Raw genomic sequence first — 25,875 nt, forward strand, 5'->3', positions numbered from 1 at the left:
TCCTGATCCCCGTGATACCCATCATGTAACTTCTGGTAACAGTTACTTCTGGTAGCATGAGGCCCGTGATCGACCGTGTCAAGCGCAACAGCAAGCAGTCCGGCAAGCACTCCGAGCAGCAGGGGGCGACGGTGGAACAGAGCTCCGGCGACGCCCGGCGCGACCGCTGGCGCAAGCATCGGATCGCGCGCAGAGCCGAGTTCGTCGAGGCCGCGCTGCGTGCGCTGGACGCGCACGGGCCCGACCTCGGCATGGACGACGTGGCCGCCGAGGCCGGGGTGACCAAGCCGGTGCTGTACCGCCACTTCGAGGACAAGGCCGACCTGTTTCTCGCGCTGGGCCAGCGCGGCACGGACATCCTGCTGGAACGGCTGATCCCGGCCATCAACGCCGAACTCGCACCGGTCCCGCGCATCCGGATGGCGCTCGACGCCTTCTTCAGCGTGATCGAGGACCACCCGAACCTGTACCGGTTGCTCGCCCGCCGCTCCTTCTCCGGCAAGCCCGTCGACTCCGACGTCGTCGCCGAGGACAAGGAACTCATCGCCACCACGCTCACCGCGCTGCTCGGCGACTACATGCGGATGTTCGGCATGGACTCCGGTGCCGCCGAACCGTGGGCGCACGGCATCGTCGGCATGGTGCACAACACCGGCGAATGGTGGTTGGAGCGCCAGTCGATGGGTCGCGACAGCGTCGTCGAATACCTGACGCAGATCATCTGGGCCGCGATCGACGGACTCACCCGCCAGCAGGGCGTCACCATCGACCCGAACATCCCGCTCGAAGCCAACAAGGTCATCCGCATCCCGCAGGAGCGGGCCGGCACGCCGAACACCGGCTCGTGACCGGGCACGACCGCCGAACATCGAAGGACGGACGCATGAGCGAGCACGACCACGACGAGGACGGCTACACCGGCCCGGCGACGCTGATCGTCGAGGACACCGAGATCCCGGTCGAGGTGACCCTGCGCGGGCACTTCCAGCCGATCGACGGTTACTACCACTGGTACGGCCGCATCGCCGTCAACGAGCGGCTCGCCGAGATCGCCCAGGGCCGCAAGAAGCCGGCCGAGATCCGCCTGCCCGAGGGCTCGGCCACCGGCGAGATCTCCGACCCGGACCCGTGGGACCGCTACCGGATCATGGGTACCAGCACGCCGCCGTTCCACGTGCCGACCACGCTGGCCGAAGCCGAGGCCTGAACCGGCACTGACCGTCGCTGACCGGCGTCAGCGGCGCGATCCGAGCAGCGCCCGCGTCGGCCACGTCGAGACGACGTGCAGGAACCCCTCGAACGGACCACGGCTCGCCCAGCGCTTCCACAGCACCGCGGCGACCAGCGCGGCCACGGCGAACCAGAGGAAGTTGCCGACGCCGAACGACGGATCGTCGCGCCAGATGATCCAGATCGCGACGAAGTGCAGCACGTAGGCGCTGAGGATGACCGAACCGAGGTCGGCCAGGGGCCGGGTCGCCCTCGGCAGCCTGGCGGCGAGCAACTGACAGCCGCCGATCACGGCCGCCGCCACCCCGATGCAGCCGAGGAAGTCGAACGGCGTGTACGAGTGCGGCGTCGCCACCAGTTCGTAAGCCAGGGTCGTGGTCGGCGGTGTGCCGTGGATGCTCATCGCGTGCGTGGTGAAGTACTCGGCCGGTGACATGCCCGCCGCCGCGGCCTGCCCGGCAAGGGTCGCCTCGATCGCCTCCCGTCCGCCGAGCAGGTCGGTGGCCGCCCAGGACGCCGTGTACGCCAGCGCCGCGAGTGCCGCGCCCCCGGCGAGCAACCGCCTGCAGACCGGCGAGGACGTGAGGTCAAGCCTGCCGATCGCCATGCCGGCGAAGATGTAGGTCATCAGGTTCAGGGCCGGGAAGGTCCCGGTGACCAGCAGGGCGAGCAGGAACCCGTCGAGGCCGGTGCCGTCGGCGAACATCTCCGGCCGGATGTCCGGCCAGAGCAGCAGCAGGTCCCGCGGCGCGATCTCGGCCCGGATCCAGAACGACGTCAGCGGGAACGCGATCGCGGTGCCCACGGCCAGCCCGGCCAGCCCGCGCACACCCAGCCGCAGGAACGGGATCACCAACACGAAACACGCGCCGTAGTAGGCGAGGATCACCAGATAACTGGTGTCGAGCCAGGTCAACGCCAGGCCGAACGCCAGCAGGAACGGCGCGCGCAACGCCAGTCGCATCGAGACCCGGGTCCGGTCGATACCGGAGCGCGGTTCCCGCCCACCGGACATCAGCGCGATCGACACCCCCGCCAGCACCGCGAACAGGGCCGCCGAGCGACCCTCGAACGGGAGGAACGCGGTGCCCAGCCAGCCTTCGAGCGGGTTGGGGCCGAGATGCGAGGCGTACATGCCGAGCACGGCGACGCCCCTGGCGACATCCACGCCGGAGAGCCGTGTCGGCTTCGTCGTCACGTCCCCCGTCAGCACGGGGCGTTCCTGACCGACCGCGACGCCGCTCACCTCATCTCGCTGCCAGGCTGCCGTCCCCCCAGCCCACCCGCGTCCCCGCCCGTGCCGGGAACGCGGCACCGGCGGGGCCGCTCGCGCGGGCCCCGCCGGTCGTCGTCTCTCGCGCGTCAGTCGCCGTCCGCGTCAGTTGCCGACGCCGAAGCCGACCTTCCGCACGTCCGCGGGCGCGATCTCCACGTAGGCGATGCGGTCCGACGGGACCAGGAACTTGCGGCCCTTGTCGTCGGACAGGCGAAGCAGGCCGTCGTCGGAGTTCAGCGCCTCGGAGACGAGCTTCTCGACCTCCTCGGCCGACTGGTCGCTCGTCACCACGAGCTCTCGAGGGGTGTCCTCGATGCCGATCTTGACCTCCACGTGCGACCTCCGCTGGTGCTCGTACTCGACTCGTTCCGACTCGCCCGCCCGGCGCCCGCGGGCACCGGATGGGTCACCGCTCAAGGCTAGCCGAGACCGAGGGCCTGCATCCGCTTGGCGTGACCCTGCTGCAGCCGCCGGAACAGGCCCGCGATGCCGGACAGATCGCCCGATCCCGCCACGATCAGCTCGGCCAGCCCATCCCGCTCGGCCACCACGTACTGCCCCTGCGTCAACGCCTCGCCGAGCAGCCTGCGGCCCCACAGCGCCAGCCGGTCGCGCTGCTTGCCGTCCGCCTCGATGGCCGCGGCGACCTCGCGCTCGGCGAAGGCCGAATGCCCGGTGTCGGCGAGTACGGCCAGCACCAGTTCCCGCGGTTCGGGTTCGAGCCATTCGGCGAGCTCGCGATAGAGGTCGGCAGCGAGGCCGTCGCCCACGTGCGCCTTGACCAGCGACTCCAGCCAGGATTTCGGCCGGGTGCCCGCGTGGAAGGCGTCGATCGAGGCGACGAACGGTGCCATCGCCTCGGACACCGCAACGCCGCCCGCCGCGAGATGCCGCTCGATCAGGTCGTAGTGGCCGATCTCCGCCGCCGCCATCGACGCCAGCGCGGCACGCCCGCCCAGCGTCGGGGCGGTCCGGGAATCCTCGGCCAGCCGGTCGAACGCCGAGAGCTCGCCGTACGCGAGAACCCCCAGCAGGTCCACCACGCCGTCGTTCATCCGGGTCGCAGCGGACCCGGAACCGTGCCCGCTGCCGGGCTCATCCACACCGCGCTCAGTCACCAGGCCACCGTAGCCGCATTCGCGGTGCGAGGATTCACACCCGGCTCGCGCGCCCGGAACCACCCGTAACGGTGAGGTCGCGCTACACTGCTACTGGTATTGACAGGATCTGCCGCGTCGCGGCTGCGTGCCCGCCGTTCATGAGCACCGGATTAGCACCCGGTGCCGGACCCGCCGGAGAACCGTTCCGGCACGGCGCAGGGATGCCGCCCGGCGGCGCGGAGACAGTGTGCGTGCACGCCTCGAGCGGCATTCCCGCGAACGATCGCCGCGCTTGTCGCGAAATGCGATCGAATTCCCACGTGGTCGAGTGTCGAGAAGTACCAGGCCGTGCGCGCTGGTATGAGAGAGGCGATCACCCTGACCGCGAACCAGTCCGACATCGTTCCCGACCCGGCCGCCGGCACCGACCCGGACAACCCGGCCACCCTCGACCCGGTAGTCCTCGAGCACGTCGAATCCGGCGTGCCCGCGACGGACACCTCCCACCCGCTGCTGGCCGACGCGCCCGTGCCGCCGGAGGCCCCGACCTTCGCCGAGTTCGGCGTCCGGCCGGAGATCGTCCGCGCGCTCAACGAGGCGGGCATCGAGCGCACCTTCGCCATCCAGTCGCTGACGCTGCCGCTGGCCATGGCGGGCGACGACCTGATCGGCCAGGCCCGTACCGGCATGGGCAAGACGCTCGGCTTCGGCGTGCCGATGCTGCAGCGGCTGACCATTCCCGGCGACGGCACCCCGCAGGCGCTCGTCGTCGTGCCCACCCGCGAGCTGTGCCTGCAGGTCGCCCACGACCTCACCGACGCGGGCAAGCACCTCGGCGTGCGCACGCTCGCCATCTACGGCGGACGGCCGTACGAGCCGCAGATCGACGCGCTGCGCAAGGGCGTCGACCTGGTCATCGGCACGCCGGGGCGGCTGCTGGATCTGGCCGAGCAGCAGCACCTGGTGCTGGGCAAGGTACAGAGCCTGGTGCTGGACGAGGCCGACGAGATGCTCGACCTCGGCTTCCTCCCGGACATCGAGCGCGTCCTGCGCATGGTCCCGGACAAGCGCCAGACGATGCTTTTCTCCGCGACGATGCCCGGCCCGATCATCACCCTGGCCCGGACCTTCCTCACCCAGCCCACGCACATCCGGGCCGAGGAGAACGACGCCGGAGCGATCCACGAGCGCACCACCCAGTTCGTCTACCGGGCGCACTCGATGGACAAGCCCGAACTGATCGCGAAGGCGCTGCAGGCCACCGACCGCGGCCTGACGATGATCTTCACCCGCACGAAGCGCACCGCCCAGAAGGTCGCCGACGAGCTCGCCGAGCGCGGTTTCGCCGCCGCCGCCGTGCACGGCGACCTGGGCCAGGGCGCGCGTGAGCAGGCGCTGCGCGCGTTCCGCTCCGGCAAGGTGGACGTGCTGGTGGCCACCGACGTCGCCGCCCGCGGCATCGACGTCGACGACGTCACGCACGTGTTCAACTACCAGACCCCGGACGACGAGAAGACCTACGTCCACCGCATCGGCCGCACCGGTCGTGCGGGCAAGACGGGCGTGGCGATCACCCTCGTCGACTGGGACGACATGCCCCGGTGGAAGCTGATCTCCGACACGCTCGGTCTCGACCGGCCCGACCCGGTCGAGACCTACTCGACGTCGAAGCACCTGTTCAGCGACCTCGGTATCCCGGAGGGCGCGTCCGGCAGGCTCCCGCTGTCCAAGCGCACCCGCGCCGGGCTGTCCGCGGAGAACGAGGAAGATCTGGGCGGCAAGCAGCGCCGGGGCCGTGGCCGTCCCGTCGAGGCGGAGGAGCCGCAGCGCAGGCGCGCTCGCACCCCGCGCAAGCGCACCAGGGGCGGAGCCGACAACGCCGCCCGGATCGAAGCGGACGACGCCGCGGCCGGTACGTCCGCCGTCGGTACGTCCGGTGAGGGTGAGAGCGCCGCCGAGGGTGAGGGCGGCCGTTCCCGCGGCAGGCGCCGTTCCCGCGGCGGTGGCGGAACCAAGCCCAACGGCGAGGCCCCCGCCGCCAAGGAGCGCGAGAACGGCACCGGCGAGAACGGTGAGCGTCCCGCGCGTCGCCGCCGCCGTCGTCGCTCCGGTGCCGGTGCGGGTGCCGCCACGGCGACACCCAACAACAGTGAAACGCCGGCTTCGGCAGACTGACCGCGTGGTCGACGCGCGGGAGGGTGCCGGACTGGGCACCGAGGACGTACTGGCGCCGTCCGGCTCGGCATCGCCCGGTGCCGAACCGTCGGACGCCGCCGAGCCCGGTGCCGCGGAGCCCGATGCTGTGGACCCCGGGCCGCCGGGCACCGGCGACGGAGCCCGGCGTCCCGCGCGTTCCCGCCCTTCGCCGTGGAACCGCCGCCGCGACCGGGTGGCCGCGGCGGTCATCGCCGTGGCCTGCCTGGTGGCGGGCTTGCTGGTGTGGACGTTCAGCGACGTCCGGGCCACCACCTCACAGCGAGCCGCCCCGCCCGCCGCCGTGCCACCGGCGCAGCCGCAGGTTCCCGGCACGCTCACGGAGATGTGGCAGGCGCCGAGCCCGGCCACGCCGACCCCGGTCGGCGAGGCCGACGCCGTCGTCACCGGAGCGGACGGCGAGGTGGCCGGGCGCGATCCGATGACCGGAGAGGTCCGCTGGCGTTATGGCAGGGACCTCGACCTGTGCACGATCGGCGGGGCGTGGAACAGGGCCGTCGCCGTGTACCGCAAGGACAGCGGATGCAGCGAGGTGACCGCGCTCGACCCGCGCACCGGGGCAAGGACCGCGCAGCGCAACGGGGACGCGGAGCTCGGCACCCGGCTGGTGAACGACGGCTCGCATCTCACCGCGACCGGCACCACGCTGCTCAACACCTGGCGTGACGACCTGGTGAAAAGCATGGAGTACGGCCGGGTCTCGGCGCTGGTCAACCCGGACAAGCAACCGAGGACGGGCTGCACCTACGGATCGGTCGCCGCCACGGGCGGCAAGGTCGGCGTGATCGAACGCTGCCCGGGAGACCAGGCGGACCGGCTGACCGTCTACAAGTCCAGCGGCGGCGAGAGCGACGAGCCGAAACCGCTCTACAGTTCCGTGCTCGCCGGGCGGTCGGCGAAGGTGATCGCCATGTCCGGCGAGGTCACCGCCGTCGCGCTGCCCGAGCAGAAGCTGCTCGTCGTCTACGGCAAGGACGGCAACCAGACCGCGGCGTACCCCTTGGACCTGGCGCCCGGCGAGCTGGCACAGGACCCGCCCGGGGGCGTCGTGCCCACCGCGAAGGGCGCGGCGGGCATCTACTGGTTCACCGGCTCGCGCACCGTCGCCCTGGCGAAGGAGAACCTCGCGCCGCGCTGGACGCTGGACGGAGCCACCGGCACGGGAACCCTTTTCGGCAACCAGTTCGTGCTGCCGATCGACGGCGGGCTCGCCGTCGTGGAGGAAGCCGACGGCCGCACCGTCCGCACCATCGGCGTCGACCGCCGCGGTTACCCCGGCGAGGTCCGGCTCGGCACACTCGGTTCGGTGCTGCTGGAACAGCGCGGCGAGACCGTGGCGGCGCTCCGGTGACCGGGCGGTCCTCGCAGGTGAGCGCGCACGGTGCCCGTCGCGTCGACCTGGAGGGACCGTACGGGCGGATCGCCGCGCTGCGTGCCGACCCGCCGGTGGGTGCTCCGACGGCCGGCACGGTGCTGCTCGTCCCCGGCTACACGGGTTCGAAAGAGGATTTCGCGCCGCTGCTCGACGGCATCGCGGACGCCGGTCTCGCCGTCGTCGCCATCGATCAGCCAGGGCAGTACGAGTCGCCCGGCCCGAAGGACGAGGCGCAGTACCTGCCCGAGGCGCTCGGCAAGGTCGTCGCGGACCTCGTCCGCACACTCGCGGCCGAGGAACGTCCGGTGCTGCTGCTCGGCCACTCCTACGGTGGGCTGGTCTCGCGGGCGGCCGTGCTGGCGGGTGCCCCGGTGGCGGGGTTGACGCTGCTCGACAGCGGGCCGCACCGGCTGACCGACCGGAACCGGTTGCTGGTGCTGGACTTCGCCGAGCCGGTGTTGCGGGCGCACGGCCTCGAACAGACCTACACACTGCGGGAACAGCTCAACGTCGGCAATCCCGCGTGGACGGCCGCGCCCGACGAGCTGAAAGCGTTCCTGCGCGCGCGGTTCGTCGGTTCCCATCCGTCCGCGCTGCTCGGCATGGCGCGCGGGTTGCAGACCGAGCCCGATCGCGTGGCGGAACTGCGCACCCTGCTCGAACGGGAGGGAACGCCCTCGCTGGTCGTCACCGGGGAGAACGACGATGCGTGGAGTGTTGCCGAACAGCGCGACATGGCGGATCGGCTCGGCGCTCCGTTCGTGCTCATTCCCGGGGCCGGGCACTCGCCCAACATCGAGACGCCGGATGTGCTGCTCGGCGAGTTGCTGCCGGCGTGGGGTTCCTGGCTGACGTCGTAGTCGCGTTCCGGCGGGGTCTGGCTGGGGGCTGGGTTTCGTGGGGTTGGGCGTATCGGGTCCGGGGCGTCTCGGGGTGGCGTCTCGGATTTCGATCACGCCTTCGGCGCGCCGTGGGTAACCGTCGCTGCACGGGGCCTTCGCCCTTGATGGTCACCAGCGGCAGTTACCGCCTCATCCCGATCCGGCGACGTAGTCGGTGAAGTTGCGGAACCCCAGCGCCGAGCCTCGGAGGTGCTCGAGCCGTCCATCGCGACCACCTCTGCTCCGTCGCGCCGGGCCTGTCGAGGGTCCCGCGATTACGGCCGGCGACGGAAGTTGATGCGCATCAGCCGGCTGCCGGCCCAGTCTTCGAGCCGTGTCGGCCGGATGGTGCCGGGGTCGTGGGGCTGATTGAGATCCGCGACGATCTCCGCCAGCACGGCCTGACGTTCGGCAGGGTCGGTGACCGGTGTGGCCCGTGCGGGCAGATCGGCACGAATCCCGTTCTTGAGGTGGAAGGTGAAGTCGGGATTGGCGAGAAGGTTCGCATGCCAGTCGGTCGCGGACCCGCCGGCGCCGCTACACAGGTACGTTGCGCCCGCGGCTCGGTAGAAGAAGATTTCGATGCGGCGTCGTCGGCCGGTGCGGCGCCCCAGTGTCGTGATGTCGATGATTCGTTCTCCGGTGCCCGCGGCGGGTGTGATCTCGATGGCTCGGCGGTTGTGATCGGGCAGGTGGGACAAAGACGCGTCCCGTGCGGAGTCGTTTGATCCGGTCGTGTCCGGAGTGCTCATGCGGTCTCGGCCTGAAGGGCGGGGCCGAGGAGGAGTCCACCGTCGATGACGTACTCCGAACCCGTGATGAACGACGCGTCTGATGAGGTGAGAAACAGAAGTAGCCGGGTGACGTCGGCAGGCTCCCCGAGCCGGGGGATGGCGAACGGCTCGGGTGAGTAGAAGTCGGCGATTGCCGCGGTGGCGCCGGCCGCTGGTTCGTGGATGAAGGGGGTCGCGATCACGCCGGGGTGGATGGTGTTCACCCGGATGTGGTCGCGGCCGAGTTCGAGCGCTGCCGTTCGGGTAAGGCCTCGCACGGCCCACTTGCCGGCGACGTAAGGCGCGTAGTGAGCCGTGCCGCCCAGGGCCATTGTCGAGGCGATGTTGACGATGGCTCCCCCTGCCGCGCGGCGCAGAGCCGGGGCGGCGACCTTGATGCCGAGGAAGGTCCCCGTGAGGTTGACGTCGAGGATGCGTGACCACGTGGCCTGGTCCGTGTTTTCGATTGTTGCCGGCGGGTTCTGGACGCCCGCGTTGTTGACGAGCACGTGCAGGGCGCCGAAGGCGCTCTCGGCGGCCAGCACAGCGGCGGACCATGAGCTCTCGTCGGTGACGTCGAGGCGGGTGAAGTGAGCACGGGGCCCGAGCTCGTCGGCGAGAGCGGCGCCGCGTTCGGCGTCGATTCCGCCGATCACCACGTTCGCTCCCTCCGCGTGAAAGGCGCGCACGTGGCTCGAGCCCTGGCCGCCGGTCCCACCGGTCACGAGCACGGTCTGGTTGTCGAAGCGGTTCATCGGATGGTCCTTCGGTACGAGGGGTGACCGACCGGATTCGTCGGCAGTGAGCGGCCGGCCAGTGGTGAGCCGAGTGGCTCACCTCGCATGCTAGGTCGACGACAGTGGTGAGTCAAGCCACTCACCTCGTATGCTGGGTCCATGAGCAAGGTCGTACCGACGTACCACCAGCGCGTCGCCCAGGAGAAGCGCGCGATGATCGTGACGGCCGCGACCGCACTTTTCCTCGAGTTGGGTTACGACGGGACGTCGCTGGCGCGGATCGCGGAGAACTCGGGCGTCTCGCGGGCCACCTTGTTCAAGCAGTTCCCGAGCAAGGCTGCCCTGTTCGACGCGATCGTCACCGAGTCCTGGTCAACCGGTGACGAGGAGGATCCTCCGCCGGCAGGCAACGTCGTCGACGGGCTCAGCGCGATCGGTCGCCGTTACGGCGAGCTGTTGAGCCGGCCCCAGATGACCGACCTGTTCCGGATCGTCATCGCCGAACTGCCGAGGTTCCCAGAGTTGGCCCATGCGCAGTTCTCGCACGGGAAGATGCCGTACTTCGAGTCCGTACGCGGCTACCTCCTGGCGGAGCACGAGGCGGGAACAGTGCGGGTCGAAGACGTGGACCTCGCCGCCACCCAGTTCCTGGGCATGATCTCCAACTACGTCTTCTGGCCGACCCTCCTCGTGCCGGGCTGGGAGGTGAGCACCGAACGTGTCGCTCAGGTGGTCGACGAGGCCGTCCGCACCACCACCGCCCGGTACGCCGCAACGGGACCAGGGGCGTACACGGACAGATGATCGTCGCCGACCGCGACCGAGTCCCGCCGCCAGAGGAGCGGCTGCTCAAGCAATCGAGGCGGTCGGCCCGAGGGTGTTCGCGGGGCCTCGCTCAAGCCATGTTTCTTTGTGTGGCAGGAAAGGGCCCAGCCTCGATGTGGTTCTCGGTCAATGGTGCGGAGTCGCGTCAAGGCGAGGCGTGACCTCGAGGCGCATCGCCAGCCACGCGTACATTTCGCCGCCGCCCGCACGGAACAAGCCCACGAACGCCGGCCGCGATGGCCGGTGCGGTGACGCGATCACACCGAAACGCGGTCGTCCCGCGTCCGTGGCGGCGACGCTTCGCGCACACCGATCCGATCGTGCAGCCTGCGCAGCGGACCGGGAGCCCACCAGGCGAACCTCCCCATCAGCCGCATGCCGGCGGGTACGAGGATCCCGCGGATCAACGTCGCGTCGATGAGGATCGCCAACCCGGTGCCGATACCGAAGAGCTGGACCATGCTGACCCCACTTGTAGCGAACGCGAAGAAGCTGACGGCCAGCAGTGCGGCCGCCGTGCTCACGATGCGACCGGTGTGCGAAAGACCGTCCGTAACCGAACTGTCCAGCGGCGCCCCGAGTTCGTGGTATTCCTTGATCCGGCTGATGACGAAGACCTCGTAGTCCATCGATAACCCGAACGCGATACAGAACAGCAGCACCAGCATGTTCATGTCGAGTGGCAGCGGTGTGAAACCGAGAATCTCGGAAAGCCATCCCTGCTGGAACATCGGCACCATCATGCCGAGTGTGGCCGACAGGCCGAGAACGTTGAACACCAAGGCTCGCAGGGGTTGCAGCACGCTTCCGGTGAACAGGAACAGGAGCGCGAATGTCGTCAGCATGATCAACGCGATCGCCAGCGGCAGCCTGCTGCCGACGGTTTCCTTGCTGTCCACCAGTTCCGCGGCCGGGCCACCGACCATCGACGTCGTGCCCGCCGGCGCGGCGGTGTCACGGACCGCCGGCACCACGTCCTGCGCCTCGCCGGATCGCGCCTCCGCGGCGGTGACCACGGTGAACTGCTGGGCGCCCGGACGGGCGAGCGCGGCGTCCGCCGGGGTGGTACCGGCCGACCGGCCGGCCGCGAATCCGCCCGCGCTCGAACTGACACCGGCCACCCCGGGCAGCGCCGACAGCCTCCTGGCGTAGTCCGCCACCTCGTCCGGTGCGGCATCGCCCGTGTTCACCACCTGGATCGCATTCGTGGTGTTCGCGGGAAAGTGACCGCGCAGCGCTTCACCGACCACACGGGTGCCGGCTGTGCCGGGCAGCACGCGATCGTCCGGACTGCCGAACTCCACGTTCAGCAGCGGCGTCGCGGCCAGTACCAGCAACGCGATCACCGGTGCCGCCATGCGCAGCGGCCTCCGCATGGTGACCCGCGCGAGCCTGCCCCAGAACGCCGAGACCGTCGCCGGATCGCTCGTCGCCCACGGCATCCGGCCCGCGTTGATACGCGGCCCCAGCACCGTCAGCAGCGCGGGCAGCACCAGTAACGCGCTGACCATGGCGATCGCGATCACGCCGATTCCGGCGTAGGCGAACGAACGCAGGAAGTACAGCGGGAACAACAACAGCACGGCGAGCGCAACCGCGACCGTCGCCGCGCTGAACACGATGGTCCGCCCCGCCGTCTCCACCGTGCGCACCACGGCCGCGCCGGTGTCCGGGTCCCGCGACAGTTCCTCCCGGAACCGGCTCACCATCAGCAGCGCGTAGTCGATCGCCAGCGCCAGCCCGAGCGCGGTCGTCAGGTTTATCGCGTACACCGACACGTCGGTGACCGACCCGAGAACGGACAGTTCCGCAAACGTGCCGAGGATCGCGATCGCACCGATCGCCAGCGGCATCAGTGCGGCGACGAGGCTGCCGAACGCGACCACCAGCAGGATCGCCGTGATCGGTACGGCGATCGCCTCGGCGACGACCAGGTCCTCCGCGATCTGCGAACCCACGTCGGGGACGACCGCCGCCGTCCCGCCGAGCGTCACCCGGATCGGCCCGCGGTCGCCCGTATGCCGTTCGGCGAGTGCCTCCACCGCCTGCCCCTGCGCCGACTCGTCACCCTTCACGTGCGCGACGATGAGCGCGTACCGCCCGTCGTCCGAGCGCAGCGGTGGAGCCGCGGTCGCGAAGTACGACGTGACCCTGGACAACGCCGGGTCGGTGGCCAGCTCCTCGCCGAGCCGGGCGCCCGCGGCACTGACGGCGAGATCGTCGACCGTTCCGCCACCCGCGTCGACCAGCACGACCAGGTCGCTCTGCCCGCCGAACTCCGCGTCGAGGAGTTCCGTGGCACGGCTGGATTCCGCTGCGGGATCGGTGAACCCCTCCGGCCGGAGCTGCCCGAACACGCTGACACCGAGCACCCCCGCGACGATCAGCGCGAGCAGGGTCCCGGCCAGAACCACCCGGGCGTGCCGTACGGCGAAGAGACCGATGCGACCGAACATGCTCCCCTCCAAGGAAATGTGGGCAGGCGTTAACTTGTCGGGCGTTAACTTGTCACCGATGTTTGCGGGTGTCAACATCTGCCCCATGACTTCCTCAGCGTCGCCACGCGGCTCCTATCACCACGGCGACCTGCGCAACGCGCTGCTGGACGCCGCCGAGGAGCAGGCCGTCACGGGCGGCCCCCAGGCCGTCAGCGTGCGTGCGGCGGCCCGCGACGTCGGCGTCACCCCGACCGCGGCGTACCGGCATTTCGCCGGACTCGATCAGCTACTGGAGGCCGTCAAGGACCGGGCGATGGTGCAGCTCGGCGCGAGCATGACCGACCGGCTGCGAGCGCGCGGGGAGAGCGGCGACCGGGTGGAACGCGCACTCGGCAACCTGGCCGCGCTCGGCTGCGGCTACGTCGACTTCGCGCTCGCCAAGCCCGGCCTCTTCCGAACCGCGTGCGCCCGCGGCGGTTTCACGCCCGGCGACCGGCCGAAAGACCAGCCGGACCCGTTCACCAGGCTGACCGCACAGCTCGACGAGCTCGCCGAGGCGGGCTACATCCCCGCGCGCAACCGCGCTTTCGCCGACGTGACCGTCTGGTCGGCGATCCACGGCCTGGTGATGCTGATCCTCGACGGGCCGCTGCGGGAGATGCCGGCCGACATGCGGCAAGAAGCGCTGCTGCAACTGCTCCTGCAGGTGGCACGCGGCCTCGGTGACAACGACCTGCCGGGCGACATCGAAGTGGTGGTGGCGGCGGAATCCCGCGGCTGACCCGGCCGGGTCCACCGCGTCAGGCGAACCAGAAGAACCAGAGCACGGCGGCGGTGAGCAGTCCGACGAACGTTCCCGCCAGACCGGCCACCAGGCCGCGCCTGCGGTCCGCCAGACGCTGCGCGACGAGCGCCGCCACACCGGCGACCACGTGGCCACCGATGAACAGCACCTCCGCGCCGGGAGCATCGTTGGCGAACGCGAAAATCTGCACCCCGACGACGATCAGCGCGAGCACCGCCAGGCCGGCGGCGAGAGTGCCGGTCAGCCCTCGCCACCAGCGGGCAGGCGGGCGGGACGCGACCGTGGCGTACTCCTCGGCCGGGCGGTCCTGCCCTCGTACCGGTTCGCGCTCCATCATCCTCGGTCCGTGCACTCGCTCTCCATGGTGTCGGGGCCTGCGCTCGCCCTCGGCCGCGCCGGCCCGGATTCGCGGCCCAGACCCTAGTGGCCCGTCGTCGCCTGCCCTCACCCCGCACCGTCTTCGCCGAGCGGGGTGAGCAGATCCCACGAACGCAACGAGGCCGACGCCGCCTGGCCGTCCACACAGCTAGGCCGGAAGTCGCAGGACGCGCACCGCGCCGCGGGCCGCGCGGGGAACGCCTCGTCCGCGTCACCGCCGGACTCGACCGTCTCGGTCGCCTCGCGGGCACACTCGGCGATCGTCTCCGCCCTGGACAGATGGTCGCGCAGGCTCTCCGTCGTGTGCTCGGCGACGGCCACCGTCCCGCTGGGCACATGGTGCAACTCGACCCGGCGGCACGGCGCGCGCAAGGTGCGTTCCGCCGCGACGGCGTACATGGCGAGCGCGCGCGCATCCCGGGCCTCGTCCGCGTCCGGCGTCCTGCGCCCGGTCTTGTAGTCGACGATCACCAGTTCGCCGTCGCGCTCGTCGATCCGGTCGGCTCGCCCCTCGACGATCATCGTCGGGTTCTCCCGCCCACCGGTACTGCCGCTGACGCTGGCGGACACCCAGCGTTCCAGGCCCACCGCCCGCGCGGACACATCGGCACGGTCGACGTAGTTCGCCACCCATTCGCGGGCCAGCGCGCGGTACCGGATCGCCTGCAGCCCGTCCAGGAAACCGGCGTCGTTCCACTGCTCGGTGACCAGCGCGGCGCCCCGTTCCGAGGTACGGCGCTCGGCGGGCAGTTCGAACAGTGCACGCAGCGCGTTGTGCACGACGGCACCGAGCGTGCTGTGCGCCCAGGCACCGGTGCGCTGCGGAGTCGGCCGGTCCACATAGGCCATCCGGTAGCGGCGCGGACAGTCCGCGAAGGTGGCCAGCCGCGCCGGCGTCACCTTCGTCAGCCTCCGCGGCTCGACGCCGAAATCGAAACCTAGCTGCGACATGCGTTCACACCCACACCACGGAGACTACGCAGCCGCCCCCGCTCACCCGACGGGTGCCAGTCGGACACACAGCGTCACGCCCCACCGATGAAACCCTTCACCGAGTCGGCGACGAGCTGCACCGCGATCGCCGCCAGCAGCAGACCCGCGACCTTCGCAAGCAGGGTGATCCCGCTTTCCCGGATCACCTTGATCAGCAGCCCGGAGAACCGCATGCAGGCCCACAGCACCAGGTGCACGGTGACGATCGACGCGCCCAGCGCCACGTACGCGCCGACGTGCCCCTCCGCGCCCCGGACGAACACGATGGTCGCCGCGATGGCACCGGGACCGGCGAGCAGCGGGGTGCCGAGCGGTACCAGCGCGACGTTGACGTCCTCGGCGGCCTCCGGGCTGGACGTGCCCTTCCCGGTCAGCAGGTCGAGCGCGATCAGCAGGAGCAGCAGCCCGCCCGCACCCTGCAACGCCGGGATGCCGATGCCCAGATACGACAGGATCGCCTGGCCCGCGATCGCGAACAGCGAGATCACCAGCAGCGACACCAGCACCGCCTGCCGCGCGGCCCGTGCCCTCGCGGCGGGTGCCTTGCGACCGGTGAGACTCAGGAACACCGGCACGGTGCCGGGCGGATCCATGATCACGATGAGCGTGATCGTGGCCTCCATGAACAGCGTGACGTCGAAGTACTGGGCCATCGCTCAGCCCCGCACGAGCGCGGTGCCGCGGGCGCGGGCCACGAGCGCCTCGAACTGTTCCGGGTCCGTGGTCTCCGCTCCGATGCCGATCGTCTTGTTGGTGCCGTGGTAGTCGCTGGACCCGGTACGCAGCAGGCCGAGTTCCCGCGCCAGCCCGGCCACCGTCTCCCTGGTCGTCGCGTCGTGGTCGGGATGGTCCACCTCCAGCCCGCCGAGGCCGTGCCCGGCGAGCGAGCCGATCACCTCCGGGGTGACGGTGCGCCCCCGCGACCTGGCGAACGGATGCGCCAGCACGGTGACGCCACCGGCCTCGGCGATCATCTCGATCGCGGTCTCCACGGGCGTGTCGGCGCGGCCGACGTAGTAGCCGCTGCCGTTGCCGAGGAAGCGCGCGAACGCCTCGTCGACGCTGTTCACCAGCCCGGCCCGCATCAGCGCCTGGGCCAGGTGCGGCCGTCCCGCGGGAGAGTCGGCGGGCAGCGAGGCGAGCAGTTCGTCGGCGTCGACCGGGAGCCCGTCGGCGGCCATCCGCCCGGCCATGGCGTGCAGTCTGGCGCGCCGCTCGGCCCGCAGGCGGGTCTGCTCGGCGACGATCGCGGGTGACTCCGGGTCGAACAGGTACGCCAGCAGGTGCACGCTGATGCCGAAACCGGTTCCCGTGGAGGACACGCAGGACAGTTCCGCGCCGGAGACCAGCGTCAGTCCCGGCGGCAGAGCGGCGGCGGCCTCGTCCCAGCCCGCGGTGGTGTCGTGGTCGGTGAGGGCGACGACGTCCAGACCCGCCCGCGCGGCCGTCGCGACCAGCTCGGCTGGGCTGTCCGTGCCGTCCGAGACGGCCGAATGGGTATGCAGGTCGATGCGCACGCCGGTCATTGTCCATCGGGCCGGATGCCGGGGTGTGCTCGCGGGGTGGCGAGTGTGAGCTCAGCCGACCATCCGCTTGCCGCGGGCGGCGCGTTGCGCCTTGATCATCGAGAAACGCTCGGCCTGCTTCTGCTTGTCGCCGAACACCAGTTCGGAGATCGTGTCGTAGAAGTCCTCCGGCCGAGGCAGGTAGTCGATGTTGTTCAGCGCCTGGATCTGGCCCGCGGACTCGACGACCATCGTGCCGTAGCCGAGCATCCGGCCCCAGAAGGTGCGCTGGTAGGTGAGGTCGGTGACCTTGCTGATCGGCATCATCAGCACCTTGGTCGTCCACACGCCGGTGGTCATGATGAACCGCTTGTCGGTGACCACCAGGCGTTCCACCCACCACTCCATGACGTGGTAGGAGAAGCGCAGCACCACCAGCAGGGCGACGTACCAGAGGATGTTCTGCACCACGTACATCGACGGCGGCAGCAGGTAGGACACCAGTACGCAGACGACGATCAGCGCGACGGCCTCGAAGCTGTCCCACAGCAGTGAGGCCCAGTGCCGCCGGACGCGGATGACCCGCCGCTCGGTATCCAGCAGGTATTCGTCGGGATCCCGAGGCGCGAACATGAACGAAGCGTAGCCCCGGCTAGTTGAACACGCCGCTGACGAACGTGATCACGGACTCGGCGGCGTCGCGCAGGAAGTCCACGATGGTCCCGACCATGCCCGCGGAATTCTGCGGCTGCGAGATCACGAAGAAAAGCACCAACGCGATCCCCGCAAACGTGAGGAGCTTCTTGGCGTTCACAACGATCAATCCCGTCCTCTGGTCGGCCGCAGTCGGTCGCTACGGCAAGGATAGCCAATAAAGTTGTACCGCATCGCGCAGCGTTACGGGAGGAAAGTCCCGCGCTTGGGGCAGTAATCAGCACGAACAGCAGACAGTGGTCACTGTCGGTGACTGCGAGTTCGGTGTTTTTGGTGCACAGTTGGGTGCCAGACGTGGGTGGCACCGGACGCGCGAGGTGCCCGACGCAGCAGGAGGTGGCCATGACCGGCACGGCAGCGGACGAGACGTTCGTGTTCGATCCCTTCGCCCCCGAGTTCGCCGAGAACCCCTACCCGGTCTACCGGGAACTGCAGGTCAGAGCCCCTGTCTACGAGCATCCACTTGGCTTCTGGATGCTGAGCCGGCGCGAGGACGTGTTCGCCTTCCTGCGGTCGCAGCAGTCCGTGGAGGCGCGCAACATCGACGGCGGCGACATGCGGCGGATGGCCACCGAGGCGGGCATGGACGATCGGCGCAACGGCGGCCAGTCGATGCTGGACAAGGACCCGCCGGACCACACCCGGCTGCGCAAGCTGGTGTCGAAGGCCTTCACCCCCCGCTCGATCGAGGCGCTGGAGCCACAGGTCGACGAGCTGGTCGACGAGGCACTGGACGCGATGGCCGAGGCGGGCAGCGTGGACCTGGTGGAGGCGCTGGCGCTGCCGCTGCCGTTCACGGTGATCTCCCGGATGCTCGGCATGCCGCCGCACGACCACGCCTACGTCCGCGAGCTGGCCGGCCTGGTGGTCAAGGCCCTCGAACCGATCGACGACCCGGTGCTGCTCAAGCAGGTCGTCGAGGCGGACGTGGAGCTGGCCGGGTTCATCGAGGACATCGTCGCCTGGAAACGCGGCAATCCCGGCGACGATTTGCTCACCGGCCTGATCGCCGCCGAGGAGGACGGCGACACGCTCACCGACACCGAACTGGTCTCCCAGGTCGTCCTGCTCTACGTCGCCGGGCACGAGACGACGGTGAACCTGATCGCCAACGGCTCGCTCGCCCTGATGCGCAACCCGGAGCAGCACGCGCTGCTGCGGGAGCAGCCGGATCTGACCGGCAACGCCGTCGAGGAACTGCTGCGCTTCGACAGCCCGGTACAGCACACCCGGCGCGTCACGCTGGAGCCGTACGAGGTCGCGGGCACCACGATCCCGCGCGGCGCCTACGTGATGGCGGGTCTGGCCAGTGCCAACCGCGATCCGGAGTTCTGGGGCGAGGACGCGGGCGAGTTGCGGCTGGAACGGCCGAACGCACGTCAGCACCTGTCCTTCGGCGGCGGGCCGCACCACTGCCTCGGGGCCGCGCTCGCCCGGCTGGAGGGCAGGGTCGCGTTCGGCAGGCTGGTGCACCGGTTCCCGGGCATGGCGCTCGACGGTGAAGTGGTGTGGAACGGGCGGATGAACCTGCGCGGCCCGTCGACGCTGCCCGTCTCGGTGTGAGCACCGTCCGCTGTGTCGGCGGCCTCGTGCACGACACCGGGGGCAGGCTGCTGCTGATCCGGCGCGGGCACGCCCCGTCCGCCGGTCTGTGGTCGGTGCCCGGCGGACGGGTGGAGGACGGTGAGAGCGACGCCGCGGCCGTCGTCCGGGAGGTGGCCGAGGAGACCGGGCTGACCGTGCGCGCCGGTGCGTTCGTCGGCACGGTGCTGCGCGGGAAGTACGAGATATTCGACTACGCCTGTGCACTCACCGGAGGCACGCTCACGCCCGGCGACGACGCGGCGGACGCCCGCTGGGTGGACGCCGCCGGTTTCGCCGCACTCGACGAGGCGGGCGAACTGGTGCCGCTGCTGACCGAGACCCTGGCCGGGTGGGACGTGCTCCCGCGAGGCTGACACCCGCCGTGGTCGCCGTGGCCTGTCGACCTGGCCGGTCAGGCCAGCCAGGTCATCCGCTGTCCGTGCGGGGCGGTACGGGCGAGCGGGGTCGCCCGGTGGGTGCCGCCGTCGAAGCGGATCACGCCGAGCAGCCCGATCTGCTCGCCGTCCGGGGTGGCCAGGTCCGTGCGGTCGGGCAGCACGTAGCGCAGCCCGGCGGCGTAGGAGCCGATGGTCACCCACCACAGTGGACGGTCGGCGGAGAGCGCCGTCAGCCGGTCGACGAACTCGGCCCGCCGGTCGTCGGAGAGGTAGGCGAGCGTGTGGCTGGTCATCACCACCAGCGGCAGGTCGCCGGGCAGGCGGGCGGCGGTCGAGGCGAGATCGTCCACGGCGTCGCCGGTGACCAGTTCGGGCGGGGCCTTGCGCTGGTCGGCCGCCGCCGCGCGGAGCAGCCGGATCCGGTCCGGCTGGTCCGCCCACACGCACGCCTCCAGCCAGGCCAGCTCTTCCTCGTCGCCGGCGTCGATCGGGTTGCGGTCGAGGCCGATCTTGGCGCCGACGTTCAGCTTCTTCGGCAGTTTCGGTGCCACCGCACCGGGTTCGAGGCCCATCGGGCAGTGCAGGCCGACGGCCGCCTTCGCCGGTCCGGCGCTGAGCTGCTCCCCGCCGTCGCACTGGTAGCGGTAGGAGAAGCGGTCGATGCCGAGCAGCAGGCCTGCGCTGCAGCCGACTTCGAGCAGCGCGATCTTGCCCTTCGCCTCCTTGGCGGCCAGTGAGACGCCGGGGTAGAGCAGCGCGGCGCGGCGCACCTCGTTCGTCTGCGTGTACCGGCTCGCGATCAGTTCCCTGGCGCGGTCGGCGCGGTCGAGCAGGAACTCGCGGAACAGCGGCCAGGTGTCACCGTCGGCGCCGTCGAAGCCGCCGAGCGAGGGGTAGTAGCGCGACAGCGGGTGGATCGGGTCGGCGGCGATGAGCCGGTGCGCCGCGGCGAGCAGCAGCGTGGGGCGGGCATCGTCCGGAGCGGCCGCCACGAGCAGTCCGGCGACCTCGTCGTCCTGGGCCGCCTCGGTGGCCAGGTGCTCGTACAGCGGCGATACACCGTGGGCCTCCCGCTCGGCGAACACCGCCAGTCGGCTCTTGACCTCGTCCAGCGAAAGCGTCACCTGTACTCCGATCACCCGTTCGGTCCGGCAAGGGGAACTCGTCGGGGAGTTCCCCGCCGGCGGCACCGTGCCCCAGCGTGCCACCGGGTGGGCGGCCCGGCGGGGAGGCCTCCGCCACTGTTCACTCGTGCGGTTCCGGACGGCCGGGCTGCTCCCCGCCGCGGACGTCGCCGTACGAACGCTTCGGCACCATCACCTTCCTGCGGAAGGTGCACACGATCAGCCCGTCCTGTTTGTAGCCGCGCGTCTCGACGTACACCACGCCCCGGTCGTCCTTCGACTTCGACGGCGTCTTGTCCAGCACCTCGGTCTCGCCGTAGATCGTGTCGCCGTGGAACGTCGGCTTGACGTGCCGCAGGGACTCGACCTCCAGGTTCGCGATCGCCTTGCCGGAGACGTCCGGGACGGACATGCCCAGCAGCAGCGAGTAGACGTAGTTGCCGACGACGACGTTCTTGCCGAAGTCCGTGGTCTCGCCCGCGTAGTGCGCGTCCAGGTGCAGCGGGTGGTGGTTCATCGTCAGCAGGCAGAACAGGTGGTCGTCGTACTCGGTGACCGTCTTGCCCGGCCAGTGCTTGTAGACCGCGCCGACCTCGAACTCCTCGTAGTACCGCCCGAACTGCACGATCGGCCCTCCTCGCGTGACGCAGGGCGAACCTGCGACGGACGTCTGTGGTGTCGAGGAGTACCATCGCGGCCGGGCGTCGGCGCGTCAACGCGAGCATCGACACTCCCCCCGGCCAGGCGGATCCGCCCGGCCGGCCAGGCGGATCGAACGGCCGAAGGAGGTGAGGAACGTCCATGAGTAACGGAGACAGTCCGCTCAGTACGTGGGCCAGCGTTCCCACCGCGTCGGCAGGCACCGCCTCTTCCTGGTAGCCCCGCGCGTCCCGTACCGGGAACGCTGGTGCAGCGCCGCGCGGTGCCCGCACCGCCCGGCCCGTCGTCATCGTCCGTGACGTACGCCAGGAGAACCCGATGCCCGCAATCCCCTCGCTCGGCGGCTTCCGCGGCCGCGCAGGCGGCAACCGTGCCGCCAGGCAGACCCTCGCGGTGCGCGCTCCCGTGTCCCCTCCCGCCTACGTCGTCGACTGCGCCGTGTACGTCCAGGGTGAACGCCTGTCCGGCCGGTGGACGCACGCGGAGGCGATCGACGAGGTGCGCCGCCGTGGCGAGGGCTTCGTCTGGATCGGCCTGCACGAGCCGGACTCCGAGCAGATCCAGGGCGTCTCGGACACCTTCGGCCTGCACGAGCTGGCCGTGGAGGACGCGGTGCACGCGCACCAGCGGCCGAAGCTGGAGCGCTACGACGACACGCTGTTCATGGTGCTCAAGACCGTGCGGTACGTGGAGCACGAATCACCGACCACGGCGAACGAGATCGTCGAGACCGGTGAGCTGATGTCCTTCCTGGGCACCGACTTCATCGTCACCGTCCGGCACGGCAACCACTCCGGTCTGGCCCGGCTGCGCCGCGAGCTGGACGAGGATCCGGAACGGCTGAGGAACGGGCCCGCGGCCGTGCTGCACGCGATCACCGACCACGTGGTCGACCACTACCTCGACGTCACCGACTCCATCGAGGGCGACATCGACGAGATGGAGACCGAGGTGTTCGCCCCGCACTCGCGGGTCAGCGCCGAGCAGATCTACTTCATGAAGCGCGAGGTGCTGGAGCTGCGCCGTGCGGTGATGCCGCTGGCGACGCCGTTGAAGCGGCTGGCCGAGGGCTACACCCGGCTGGTCCCGGACGAGGTGCGCTCCTACTTCCGCGACGTCGACGACCACCTCACCACGGTGTCCGAGCGGGTGGTGAACTTCGACGAACTGCTGACCACCCTGGTGGACGCGACGCTGGCGAAGATCACGCTGCAGCAGAACACCGACATGCGCAAGATCACCGCCTGGGCGGCGATCATCGCCGTGCCGACCGCGCTGGCCGGGATCTACGGCATGAACTTCGACTACATGCCGGAGCTGCACTGGCGGTTCGGCTACCCGGCCGTGGTCACGGTGATCCTCGGCATCTGCCTGCTGCTGTACCGAATATTCCGGAAGAACCACTGGCTCTGACCACGTCTTCCGCGTTCGATACCGACAGGAGTACCCGCCATGCCGCGTCTGCTGACCAACCTCAAGTTCTGGGGCCTCGCGATCGCACTGGTCTGGATCGTCACCGTCACCGCGCTGATCGCCGGGAACCCCGGCTTCGCCGCCGGGAACTGACCCCGCGTCCCGCCCTCCGTTGACCGGCCGGGGGCGGGACCTTCGACGTACCCTGGGCCGATGCCCCGGGCTCTGGTGGTCGCCGACGAGGTGGACGAGCGGCTGTGGACCGACGCCGTCCGCTGCCACGAGGTCGACCTCGTGCTCGCCGCCGGTGACCTGCCCTTCGACTACCTGGCGTTCATCGCCGGGACGCTGGACCGGCCGCTGGTGTTCGTGCCGGGCAACCACGACGCCGACCTGACCGGTTTCACCCGGCACGGCGGGCTGTTCATGCGCGGTGGTTTCCCGGCCCGCTGGCCGGGACCGGACGGCGGGATCAACGCCGACGGCCGGGTGGTGGACGTCGCCGGTCTGCGGATCGCGGGACTCGGCGGGTCGATCCGCTACAACGAGGGGCCGAACCAGTGGACGCAGGCGCAGCAGGCGCGCCGGGCACGCAGGCTGGCCCGTTCGGTGCTGCGCAGGCACCGGCGGGACGGCAGGGGAGTGGACGTTCTGCTCACGCACTCGCCGCCGCGCGGTGTCGGCGACCGGGACGATCCACCGCACCAGGGTTTCGACTGCCTGCACGCGACGGTGCGGCGGCTGCGTCCGGAATGGTTGCTGCACGGGCACATCCACCCCTACGGCGAGCAGTTGCCCGAACTCCGGCTGGGGCGGACCCGGGTGCGCAACGTGGTCGGGCGGCAGATCATGGAACTGGGCGAGCACACCCCGGCGGAGGCGCACGATGGCACGTGAGACCGGTTTCCCCCGAGCGGACGCCGAGCACGACTTCCTGCGTGCCCGCCGGCGTCAGGTGCTGTCCAGGCTGGCGAACTGGCTGCGCGGCGAACCCGACGACGTCAACATCATGCTGCCCTACGACGAGGTCGTGGAAGCCCTTGGGAGGCAGGGGGAACGGCGAATCGGGCTGCGAGTGATCAAGCTCGATTCCATTGTGGGCAGTGTGGACCGGGGCCGGGATTTCGACCGCCGGTTCCGTCCGACCTCGGGCCGGGTGCGCGAGCGCTGGGAACGACTGGCGCTGGCCTCGCGCCGGGGCGAGAACATCCCGCCGATCGAGGTCTACCGGATCGGTGGCCTGCACTTCATCGCCGACGGCCACCACCGCGTCTCCGTGGCACACGCCCAGGGACTGTCCACAATAGACGCCTACGTCACCGAGGTGCGGACCAAGCTCGACCCGGGCGGGATCCGCTACCGCGGCGACCTGATCGTCAAGGACTACCGCAGGCTGTTCCTCGACCGCGTGCCGCTGACCGGACAGGCGCGGGCGTCGATCGTGCTGAGCGACGCCGAGTCGTACGCGGCGCTGGGCGAGCACGTCGAGGCCTGGGGTTTCCGGCTGATGCAGGACGAGGGCGTGTTCTCCGACCGGGCGACCATCGCGGCGCGCTGGTACTCCGACGAGTACGAGCCGGTGGTGCGGATGCTGCGGCAGGCGGAGCTGATCGGTGCGCGCACCGAGGGCGAGGCGTACCTGTGGGTCGCGGGCGAGCGGTACCGGCTGATCCGGACCCATCGCTGGGACGACGAGGTGATCGCCGCCGTGCGGGCCAGGGAACGGCGCGCCCCCACCGACCTGGACGACAGCCTGGAGGGCCCGCGCGGCCTCGCCTGAGCGTCGCGACCGGGCCGGACCGGCAGGGCCGCCACCCCTGGTGATGACGCCGCTGTTCCGTTCGCGACCGCGTCGCCGTCCGCCGGGGTCAGCCGGTGACCGTGTGCCGGGCGTAGCCCCGGGCTGCGGACACCCGCCCGGCCTCCTCCTCGACGCGGGACCGGACGGTGCGCGCCAGCGTCCACAGTGGACTGATCGTGATGTCCAGCCGGGTACCCGACGCCTTGGCCCGCCAGGTTCCGGCGATCTCCCCGTCGACGAGCAGGGCACCGGGATTGCCGAGGATGCGCCACACCTCCGCCCGGTGCGCCTTCTCCGGGAGCAGCGTCTCCCGGTCGCGGGCCTGCAGGAACGGGTCGAGCGGCGGGAGCAGCCGCACCAGGCCGGGTTCCGGCGGGTTCTCCAGCGCCGCGAGGTGTTCCGGCGCGATGAACGTCCGCCGCCCGGCGGCCCGCACCTCGACCAGCCCCTCCGGCCACATCGGTGCCGCCGCACCCGCCGCTGTTCCGACGAAGCCGGCCGCGTCGCCGCGTGCCGCCGGGCCGTGCAGCGCCAGGTAGGCCCGCACCACGGCGGTGGCCGCCGCCGGGGCCGGGGTGGAGCGCACCCGGCCCCGGCCGGCCAGCGGTGCCAGGACCGCCGGGGTGACGCCGGGTTCGAGCCGGACCCCGGCGTGGATCCCCGCCAGCCGCATGAGCTGCTCGTGCACGTGGATCGCCCCGCAGGGGCGGCACCAGGCCGCGAGTCCGGCCGGTACCGACCGGGTCATCTCGGTGCTGACGGCGCCCTTCGTCATCGGTGCGGTGACCACCGTGCGCAACGCCCGCGCCGCCTCCAGCAGGGCCCGCGCCGCGGGCATCCCCGCCTCGGCGACCCGTCCGCGCTGCCAGCCCATCCGGGCCTGCGCGTCGGCCTCGGACAGCGGCAGCAGGGCGGCGGGCAGTCCGGGCATGTCCGCGGTGCGGTGGACGTGCGGCGCGCCGCGATGGGTCCAGGACAGGGTGAACCGTGGATCGGCGTCGAGCGCGGCCCCGGTCACCTCGCCCGAGCACCGGGCCGCGAGCGCCAGCGCGGCCGAGTCCCGCTGGTTGTCCTGGACGCCGAGGTCGAGCACGGCCAGCCGGTGCGGATCGGTCTCGGTCCGGTGCAGTCCCTGCGCGGCGATCCGGTGGGCGAGTACCTGCGCGCGATCGACCGTCAGCACGGTGCCTCCCTCTCCGCCGTCGCTCGTCGTGCCCTCACGAGCCGAACCGGTGGTCGAAGGTGTAGCCGACGGACTCCTCGCCGAACGCACCGCCCAGCGTCCCGCTGCCGGAGAGCCCGGCCAGCCGGCCGGTACCGGAACCGGCGACCACGGTCCAGGTACCGGCGACGCCGGCCAGGTCGAACCCGACCTCGTGCCGGATCACGAAGGAGCCCCGCCTGCCGTCGACCGTGCCCTCGATCCGCTCCAGCCCGGGTGAGGTGGTGCCGCCGCCGTCGTGCCCGTCACCGCCGTAATAGAGCAGGTAGTCGCACCGCGAGGTTCCCTCGATCACGCCGGAGTAGGCAAGCGTGGCGTGCACGTGGGCGATCCGTGGTCCGCCATCGGGGCCGTCGACGACCTCTTCTTCCCAGCTCCGCATCGTGAAGGTGTTCCCGCTCATCCGCTCACTCCTCGTCTCCGTGCCGC

General features: G+C 70.8%; 28 protein-coding genes. 12 read left to right on the forward strand and 16 right to left on the reverse strand.

Going from position 1 to position 25,875, the window contains the following annotated elements; translation table 11 throughout:
• The first annotated feature begins 56 nt into the window (after window positions 1-56).
• Window positions 57-848: a TetR/AcrR family transcriptional regulator gene (locus CFN78_RS03025; protein ID WP_094860929.1), complete on the forward strand. Its 792-nt coding sequence runs from the start codon at window positions 57-59 to the stop codon at window positions 846-848.
• Window positions 849-883: 35 nt separating this feature from the next.
• On the forward strand, window positions 884-1,207 hold the full coding sequence (locus CFN78_RS03030; protein ID WP_094860930.1) for a DUF4873 domain-containing protein: 324 nt from the start codon (window positions 884-886) through the stop codon (window positions 1,205-1,207).
• Window positions 1,208-1,234: 27 nt separating this feature from the next.
• Here CFN78_RS03030 and CFN78_RS03035 read toward each other — a convergent pair whose 3' ends face one another.
• From CFN78_RS03035 to CFN78_RS03045, 3 genes are all read right to left on the reverse strand, one after another.
• Window positions 1,235-2,476, reverse strand: coding sequence for a DUF418 domain-containing protein (locus CFN78_RS03035; RefSeq protein ID WP_094860931.1), 1,242 nt, complete (start codon window positions 2,474-2,476; stop codon window positions 1,235-1,237).
• 132 nt (window positions 2,477-2,608) lie between these two features.
• The gene (locus CFN78_RS03040; protein WP_094861115.1) at window positions 2,609-2,839 is read right to left on the reverse strand and encodes a DUF3107 domain-containing protein; all 231 of its coding nucleotides are present in this window, start codon (window positions 2,837-2,839) and stop codon (window positions 2,609-2,611) included.
• A gap of 86 nt (window positions 2,840-2,925) precedes the next feature.
• On the reverse strand, window positions 2,926-3,561 hold the full coding sequence (locus CFN78_RS03045) for a ferritin-like fold-containing protein (protein ID WP_094861116.1): 636 nt from the start codon (window positions 3,559-3,561) through the stop codon (window positions 2,926-2,928).
• 573 nt (window positions 3,562-4,134) lie between these two features.
• On the opposite strand from CFN78_RS03045, the gene CFN78_RS03050 reads away from it, so the two are divergent.
• Genes CFN78_RS03050 through CFN78_RS03060 form a run of 3 tightly spaced genes read left to right on the forward strand, consistent with a single transcriptional unit; the run spans window position 4,135 to window position 8,055 of the window.
• A complete protein-coding gene (locus CFN78_RS03050) occupies window positions 4,135-5,781 on the forward strand; it encodes a DEAD/DEAH box helicase (protein ID WP_240519244.1) in 1,647 nt (548 codons plus the stop codon).
• Between the two features lie 4 nt (window positions 5,782-5,785).
• Complete coding sequence (locus CFN78_RS03055) at window positions 5,786-7,171, forward strand: Rv3212 family protein (RefSeq protein ID WP_094861117.1); 1,386 nt, start codon at window positions 5,786-5,788, stop codon at window positions 7,169-7,171.
• The gene (locus CFN78_RS03060) at window positions 7,168-8,055 is read left to right on the forward strand and encodes an alpha/beta fold hydrolase (protein WP_094860933.1); all 888 of its coding nucleotides are present in this window, start codon (window positions 7,168-7,170) and stop codon (window positions 8,053-8,055) included. Before CFN78_RS03055 ends, CFN78_RS03060 begins: the two co-directional genes overlap by 4 nt.
• 296 nt (window positions 8,056-8,351) lie before the next feature.
• On the opposite strand, the gene CFN78_RS03065 is transcribed toward CFN78_RS03060, so the two are convergent.
• Together CFN78_RS03065 and CFN78_RS03070 are read right to left on the reverse strand one after the other, a co-directional pair.
• A complete protein-coding gene (locus CFN78_RS03065; protein ID WP_094860934.1) occupies window positions 8,352-8,828 on the reverse strand; it encodes a nitroreductase/quinone reductase family protein in 477 nt (158 codons plus the stop codon).
• Window positions 8,825-9,604 (reverse strand): SDR family oxidoreductase, encoded by a 780-nt coding sequence (locus CFN78_RS03070; protein ID WP_094860935.1) that lies wholly within the window; start codon window positions 9,602-9,604, stop codon window positions 8,825-8,827. The genes CFN78_RS03065 and CFN78_RS03070 overlap by 4 nt, the downstream gene beginning before the upstream one ends.
• A gap of 141 nt (window positions 9,605-9,745) precedes the next feature.
• Here CFN78_RS03070 and CFN78_RS03075 point away from each other — a divergent pair, with 141 nt between their 5' ends.
• Window positions 9,746-10,390, forward strand: a complete 645-nt coding sequence (locus CFN78_RS03075) for a TetR/AcrR family transcriptional regulator (protein WP_094860936.1) — start codon at window positions 9,746-9,748, stop codon at window positions 10,388-10,390.
• Between the two features lie 278 nt (window positions 10,391-10,668).
• On the opposite strand, the gene CFN78_RS03080 is transcribed toward CFN78_RS03075, so the two are convergent.
• Window positions 10,669-12,867 carry an MMPL family transporter gene (locus tag CFN78_RS03080; RefSeq protein WP_094860937.1) on the reverse strand — a complete coding sequence of 733 codons (2,199 nt, stop codon included), beginning with the start codon at window positions 12,865-12,867 and terminating at the stop codon, window positions 10,669-10,671.
• 85 nt (window positions 12,868-12,952) lie between these two features.
• Between CFN78_RS03080 and CFN78_RS03085 the strand changes: the two genes are divergently transcribed.
• Window positions 12,953-13,630 (forward strand): TetR/AcrR family transcriptional regulator, encoded by a 678-nt coding sequence (locus CFN78_RS03085; RefSeq protein WP_094860938.1) that lies wholly within the window; start codon window positions 12,953-12,955, stop codon window positions 13,628-13,630.
• 19 nt (window positions 13,631-13,649) lie between these two features.
• Here the strand turns inward: CFN78_RS03085 and CFN78_RS03090 are convergent, their stop codons facing one another.
• The 6 genes from CFN78_RS03090 to CFN78_RS29000 all read right to left on the reverse strand — a co-directional run bounded on the left by CFN78_RS03090 (window position 13,650) and on the right by CFN78_RS29000 (window position 17,344).
• Complete coding sequence (locus CFN78_RS03090; protein WP_240519227.1) at window positions 13,650-14,006, reverse strand: hypothetical protein; 357 nt, start codon at window positions 14,004-14,006, stop codon at window positions 13,650-13,652.
• Between the two features lie 92 nt (window positions 14,007-14,098).
• Window positions 14,099-14,983, reverse strand: a complete 885-nt coding sequence (locus CFN78_RS03095) for a RecB family exonuclease (RefSeq protein ID WP_094860940.1) — start codon at window positions 14,981-14,983, stop codon at window positions 14,099-14,101.
• A gap of 74 nt (window positions 14,984-15,057) precedes the next feature.
• The gene (locus tag CFN78_RS03100) at window positions 15,058-15,678 is read right to left on the reverse strand and encodes a MarC family protein (protein WP_094860941.1); all 621 of its coding nucleotides are present in this window, start codon (window positions 15,676-15,678) and stop codon (window positions 15,058-15,060) included.
• Between the two features lie 3 nt (window positions 15,679-15,681).
• Entirely contained in the window at window positions 15,682-16,551 is an 870-nt protein-coding gene (locus CFN78_RS03105) for a PHP domain-containing protein (RefSeq protein WP_094860942.1), read from the reverse strand.
• A 51-nt stretch (window positions 16,552-16,602) separates the two neighbouring features.
• Window positions 16,603-17,163, reverse strand: a complete 561-nt coding sequence (locus tag CFN78_RS03110; protein WP_094860943.1) for a PH domain-containing protein — start codon at window positions 17,161-17,163, stop codon at window positions 16,603-16,605.
• A 19-nt stretch (window positions 17,164-17,182) separates the two neighbouring features.
• Entirely contained in the window at window positions 17,183-17,344 is a 162-nt protein-coding gene (locus tag CFN78_RS29000) for a hypothetical protein (protein ID WP_094860944.1), read from the reverse strand.
• A 242-nt stretch (window positions 17,345-17,586) separates the two neighbouring features.
• On the opposite strand from CFN78_RS29000, the gene CFN78_RS03120 reads away from it, so the two are divergent.
• On the forward strand, window positions 17,587-18,807 hold the full coding sequence (locus CFN78_RS03120) for a cytochrome P450 (protein ID WP_094860945.1): 1,221 nt from the start codon (window positions 17,587-17,589) through the stop codon (window positions 18,805-18,807).
• Complete coding sequence (locus CFN78_RS03125) at window positions 18,804-19,202, forward strand: NUDIX hydrolase (protein WP_094860946.1); 399 nt, start codon at window positions 18,804-18,806, stop codon at window positions 19,200-19,202. The genes CFN78_RS03120 and CFN78_RS03125 overlap by 4 nt, the downstream gene beginning before the upstream one ends.
• A gap of 38 nt (window positions 19,203-19,240) precedes the next feature.
• On the opposite strand, the gene CFN78_RS03130 is transcribed toward CFN78_RS03125, so the two are convergent.
• The gene (locus tag CFN78_RS03130) at window positions 19,241-20,350 is read right to left on the reverse strand and encodes a DUF2332 domain-containing protein (protein ID WP_094861118.1); all 1,110 of its coding nucleotides are present in this window, start codon (window positions 20,348-20,350) and stop codon (window positions 19,241-19,243) included.
• 121 nt (window positions 20,351-20,471) lie between these two features.
• Entirely contained in the window at window positions 20,472-20,975 is a 504-nt protein-coding gene (locus CFN78_RS03135) for a MaoC family dehydratase (protein ID WP_094860947.1), read from the reverse strand.
• 353 nt (window positions 20,976-21,328) lie between these two features.
• On the opposite strand from CFN78_RS03135, the gene corA reads away from it, so the two are divergent.
• The 3 genes from corA (at window position 21,329) to CFN78_RS03150 (ending at window position 24,203) form a co-directional block, all read left to right on the forward strand.
• Entirely contained in the window at window positions 21,329-22,423 is a 1,095-nt protein-coding gene (gene corA / locus CFN78_RS03140; RefSeq protein WP_094860948.1) for a magnesium/cobalt transporter CorA, read from the forward strand.
• Between the two features lie 213 nt (window positions 22,424-22,636).
• Window positions 22,637-23,320 (forward strand): metallophosphoesterase family protein, encoded by a 684-nt coding sequence (locus CFN78_RS03145; RefSeq protein WP_094860949.1) that lies wholly within the window; start codon window positions 22,637-22,639, stop codon window positions 23,318-23,320.
• Window positions 23,310-24,203, forward strand: a complete 894-nt coding sequence (locus tag CFN78_RS03150; protein ID WP_094860950.1) for a chromosome partitioning protein ParB — start codon at window positions 23,310-23,312, stop codon at window positions 24,201-24,203. The genes CFN78_RS03145 and CFN78_RS03150 overlap by 11 nt, the downstream gene beginning before the upstream one ends.
• Window positions 24,204-24,291: 88 nt before the next feature.
• Here CFN78_RS03150 and CFN78_RS03155 read toward each other — a convergent pair whose 3' ends face one another.
• Both CFN78_RS03155 and CFN78_RS03160 read right to left on the reverse strand, forming a co-directional pair.
• Window positions 24,292-25,407, reverse strand: coding sequence for a DNA glycosylase AlkZ-like family protein (locus tag CFN78_RS03155; RefSeq protein ID WP_094860951.1), 1,116 nt, complete (start codon window positions 25,405-25,407; stop codon window positions 24,292-24,294).
• Window positions 25,408-25,441: 34 nt separating this feature from the next.
• The gene (locus CFN78_RS03160; RefSeq protein WP_094860952.1) at window positions 25,442-25,849 is read right to left on the reverse strand and encodes a DUF3224 domain-containing protein; all 408 of its coding nucleotides are present in this window, start codon (window positions 25,847-25,849) and stop codon (window positions 25,442-25,444) included.
• Window positions 25,850-25,875 lie beyond the last annotated feature (26 nt).

Source organism: Amycolatopsis antarctica, assembly GCF_002262875.1.
Taxonomy (GTDB): Bacteria; Actinomycetota; Actinomycetes; order Mycobacteriales; family Pseudonocardiaceae; genus Amycolatopsis; species Amycolatopsis antarctica.

Bases quoted from the DNA above. Each gene is read 5' to 3' on its own strand.
- CFN78_RS03145 (WP_094860949.1), top strand. From the start codon at position 22,637: ATGCCCCGGGCTCTGGTGGTCGCCGACGAGGTGGACGAGCGGCTGTGG.
- CFN78_RS03100 (WP_094860941.1), bottom strand. From the start codon at position 15,678: ATGGCCCAGTACTTCGACGTCACGCTGTTCATGGAGGCCACGATCACG.
- CFN78_RS03085 (WP_094860938.1), top strand. From the start codon at position 12,953: ATGACTTCCTCAGCGTCGCCACGCGGCTCCTATCACCACGGCGACCTG.
- CFN78_RS03065 (WP_094860934.1), bottom strand. From the start codon at position 8,828: ATGAGCACTCCGGACACGACCGGATCAAACGACTCCGCACGGGACGCG.
- CFN78_RS03030 (WP_094860930.1), top strand. From the start codon at position 884: ATGAGCGAGCACGACCACGACGAGGACGGCTACACCGGCCCGGCGACG.
- CFN78_RS03160 (WP_094860952.1), bottom strand. From the start codon at position 25,849: ATGAGCGGGAACACCTTCACGATGCGGAGCTGGGAAGAAGAGGTCGTC.
- CFN78_RS03120 (WP_094860945.1), top strand. From the start codon at position 17,587: ATGACCGGCACGGCAGCGGACGAGACGTTCGTGTTCGATCCCTTCGCC.
- corA (WP_094860948.1), top strand. From the start codon at position 21,329: ATGCCCGCAATCCCCTCGCTCGGCGGCTTCCGCGGCCGCGCAGGCGGC.
- CFN78_RS03045 (WP_094861116.1), bottom strand. From the start codon at position 3,561: ATGAACGACGGCGTGGTGGACCTGCTGGGGGTTCTCGCGTACGGCGAG.
- CFN78_RS03080 (WP_094860937.1), bottom strand. From the start codon at position 12,867: ATGTTCGGTCGCATCGGTCTCTTCGCCGTACGGCACGCCCGGGTGGTT.
- CFN78_RS03075 (WP_094860936.1), top strand. From the start codon at position 9,746: ATGAGCAAGGTCGTACCGACGTACCACCAGCGCGTCGCCCAGGAGAAG.
- CFN78_RS03070 (WP_094860935.1), bottom strand. From the start codon at position 9,604: ATGAACCGCTTCGACAACCAGACCGTGCTCGTGACCGGTGGGACCGGC.
- CFN78_RS03150 (WP_094860950.1), top strand. From the start codon at position 23,310: ATGGCACGTGAGACCGGTTTCCCCCGAGCGGACGCCGAGCACGACTTC.
- CFN78_RS03025 (WP_094860929.1), top strand. From the start codon at position 57: ATGAGGCCCGTGATCGACCGTGTCAAGCGCAACAGCAAGCAGTCCGGC.
- CFN78_RS03095 (WP_094860940.1), bottom strand. From the start codon at position 14,983: ATGTCGCAGCTAGGTTTCGATTTCGGCGTCGAGCCGCGGAGGCTGACG.
- CFN78_RS03105 (WP_094860942.1), bottom strand. From the start codon at position 16,551: ATGACCGGCGTGCGCATCGACCTGCATACCCATTCGGCCGTCTCGGAC.
- CFN78_RS03110 (WP_094860943.1), bottom strand. From the start codon at position 17,163: ATGTTCGCGCCTCGGGATCCCGACGAATACCTGCTGGATACCGAGCGG.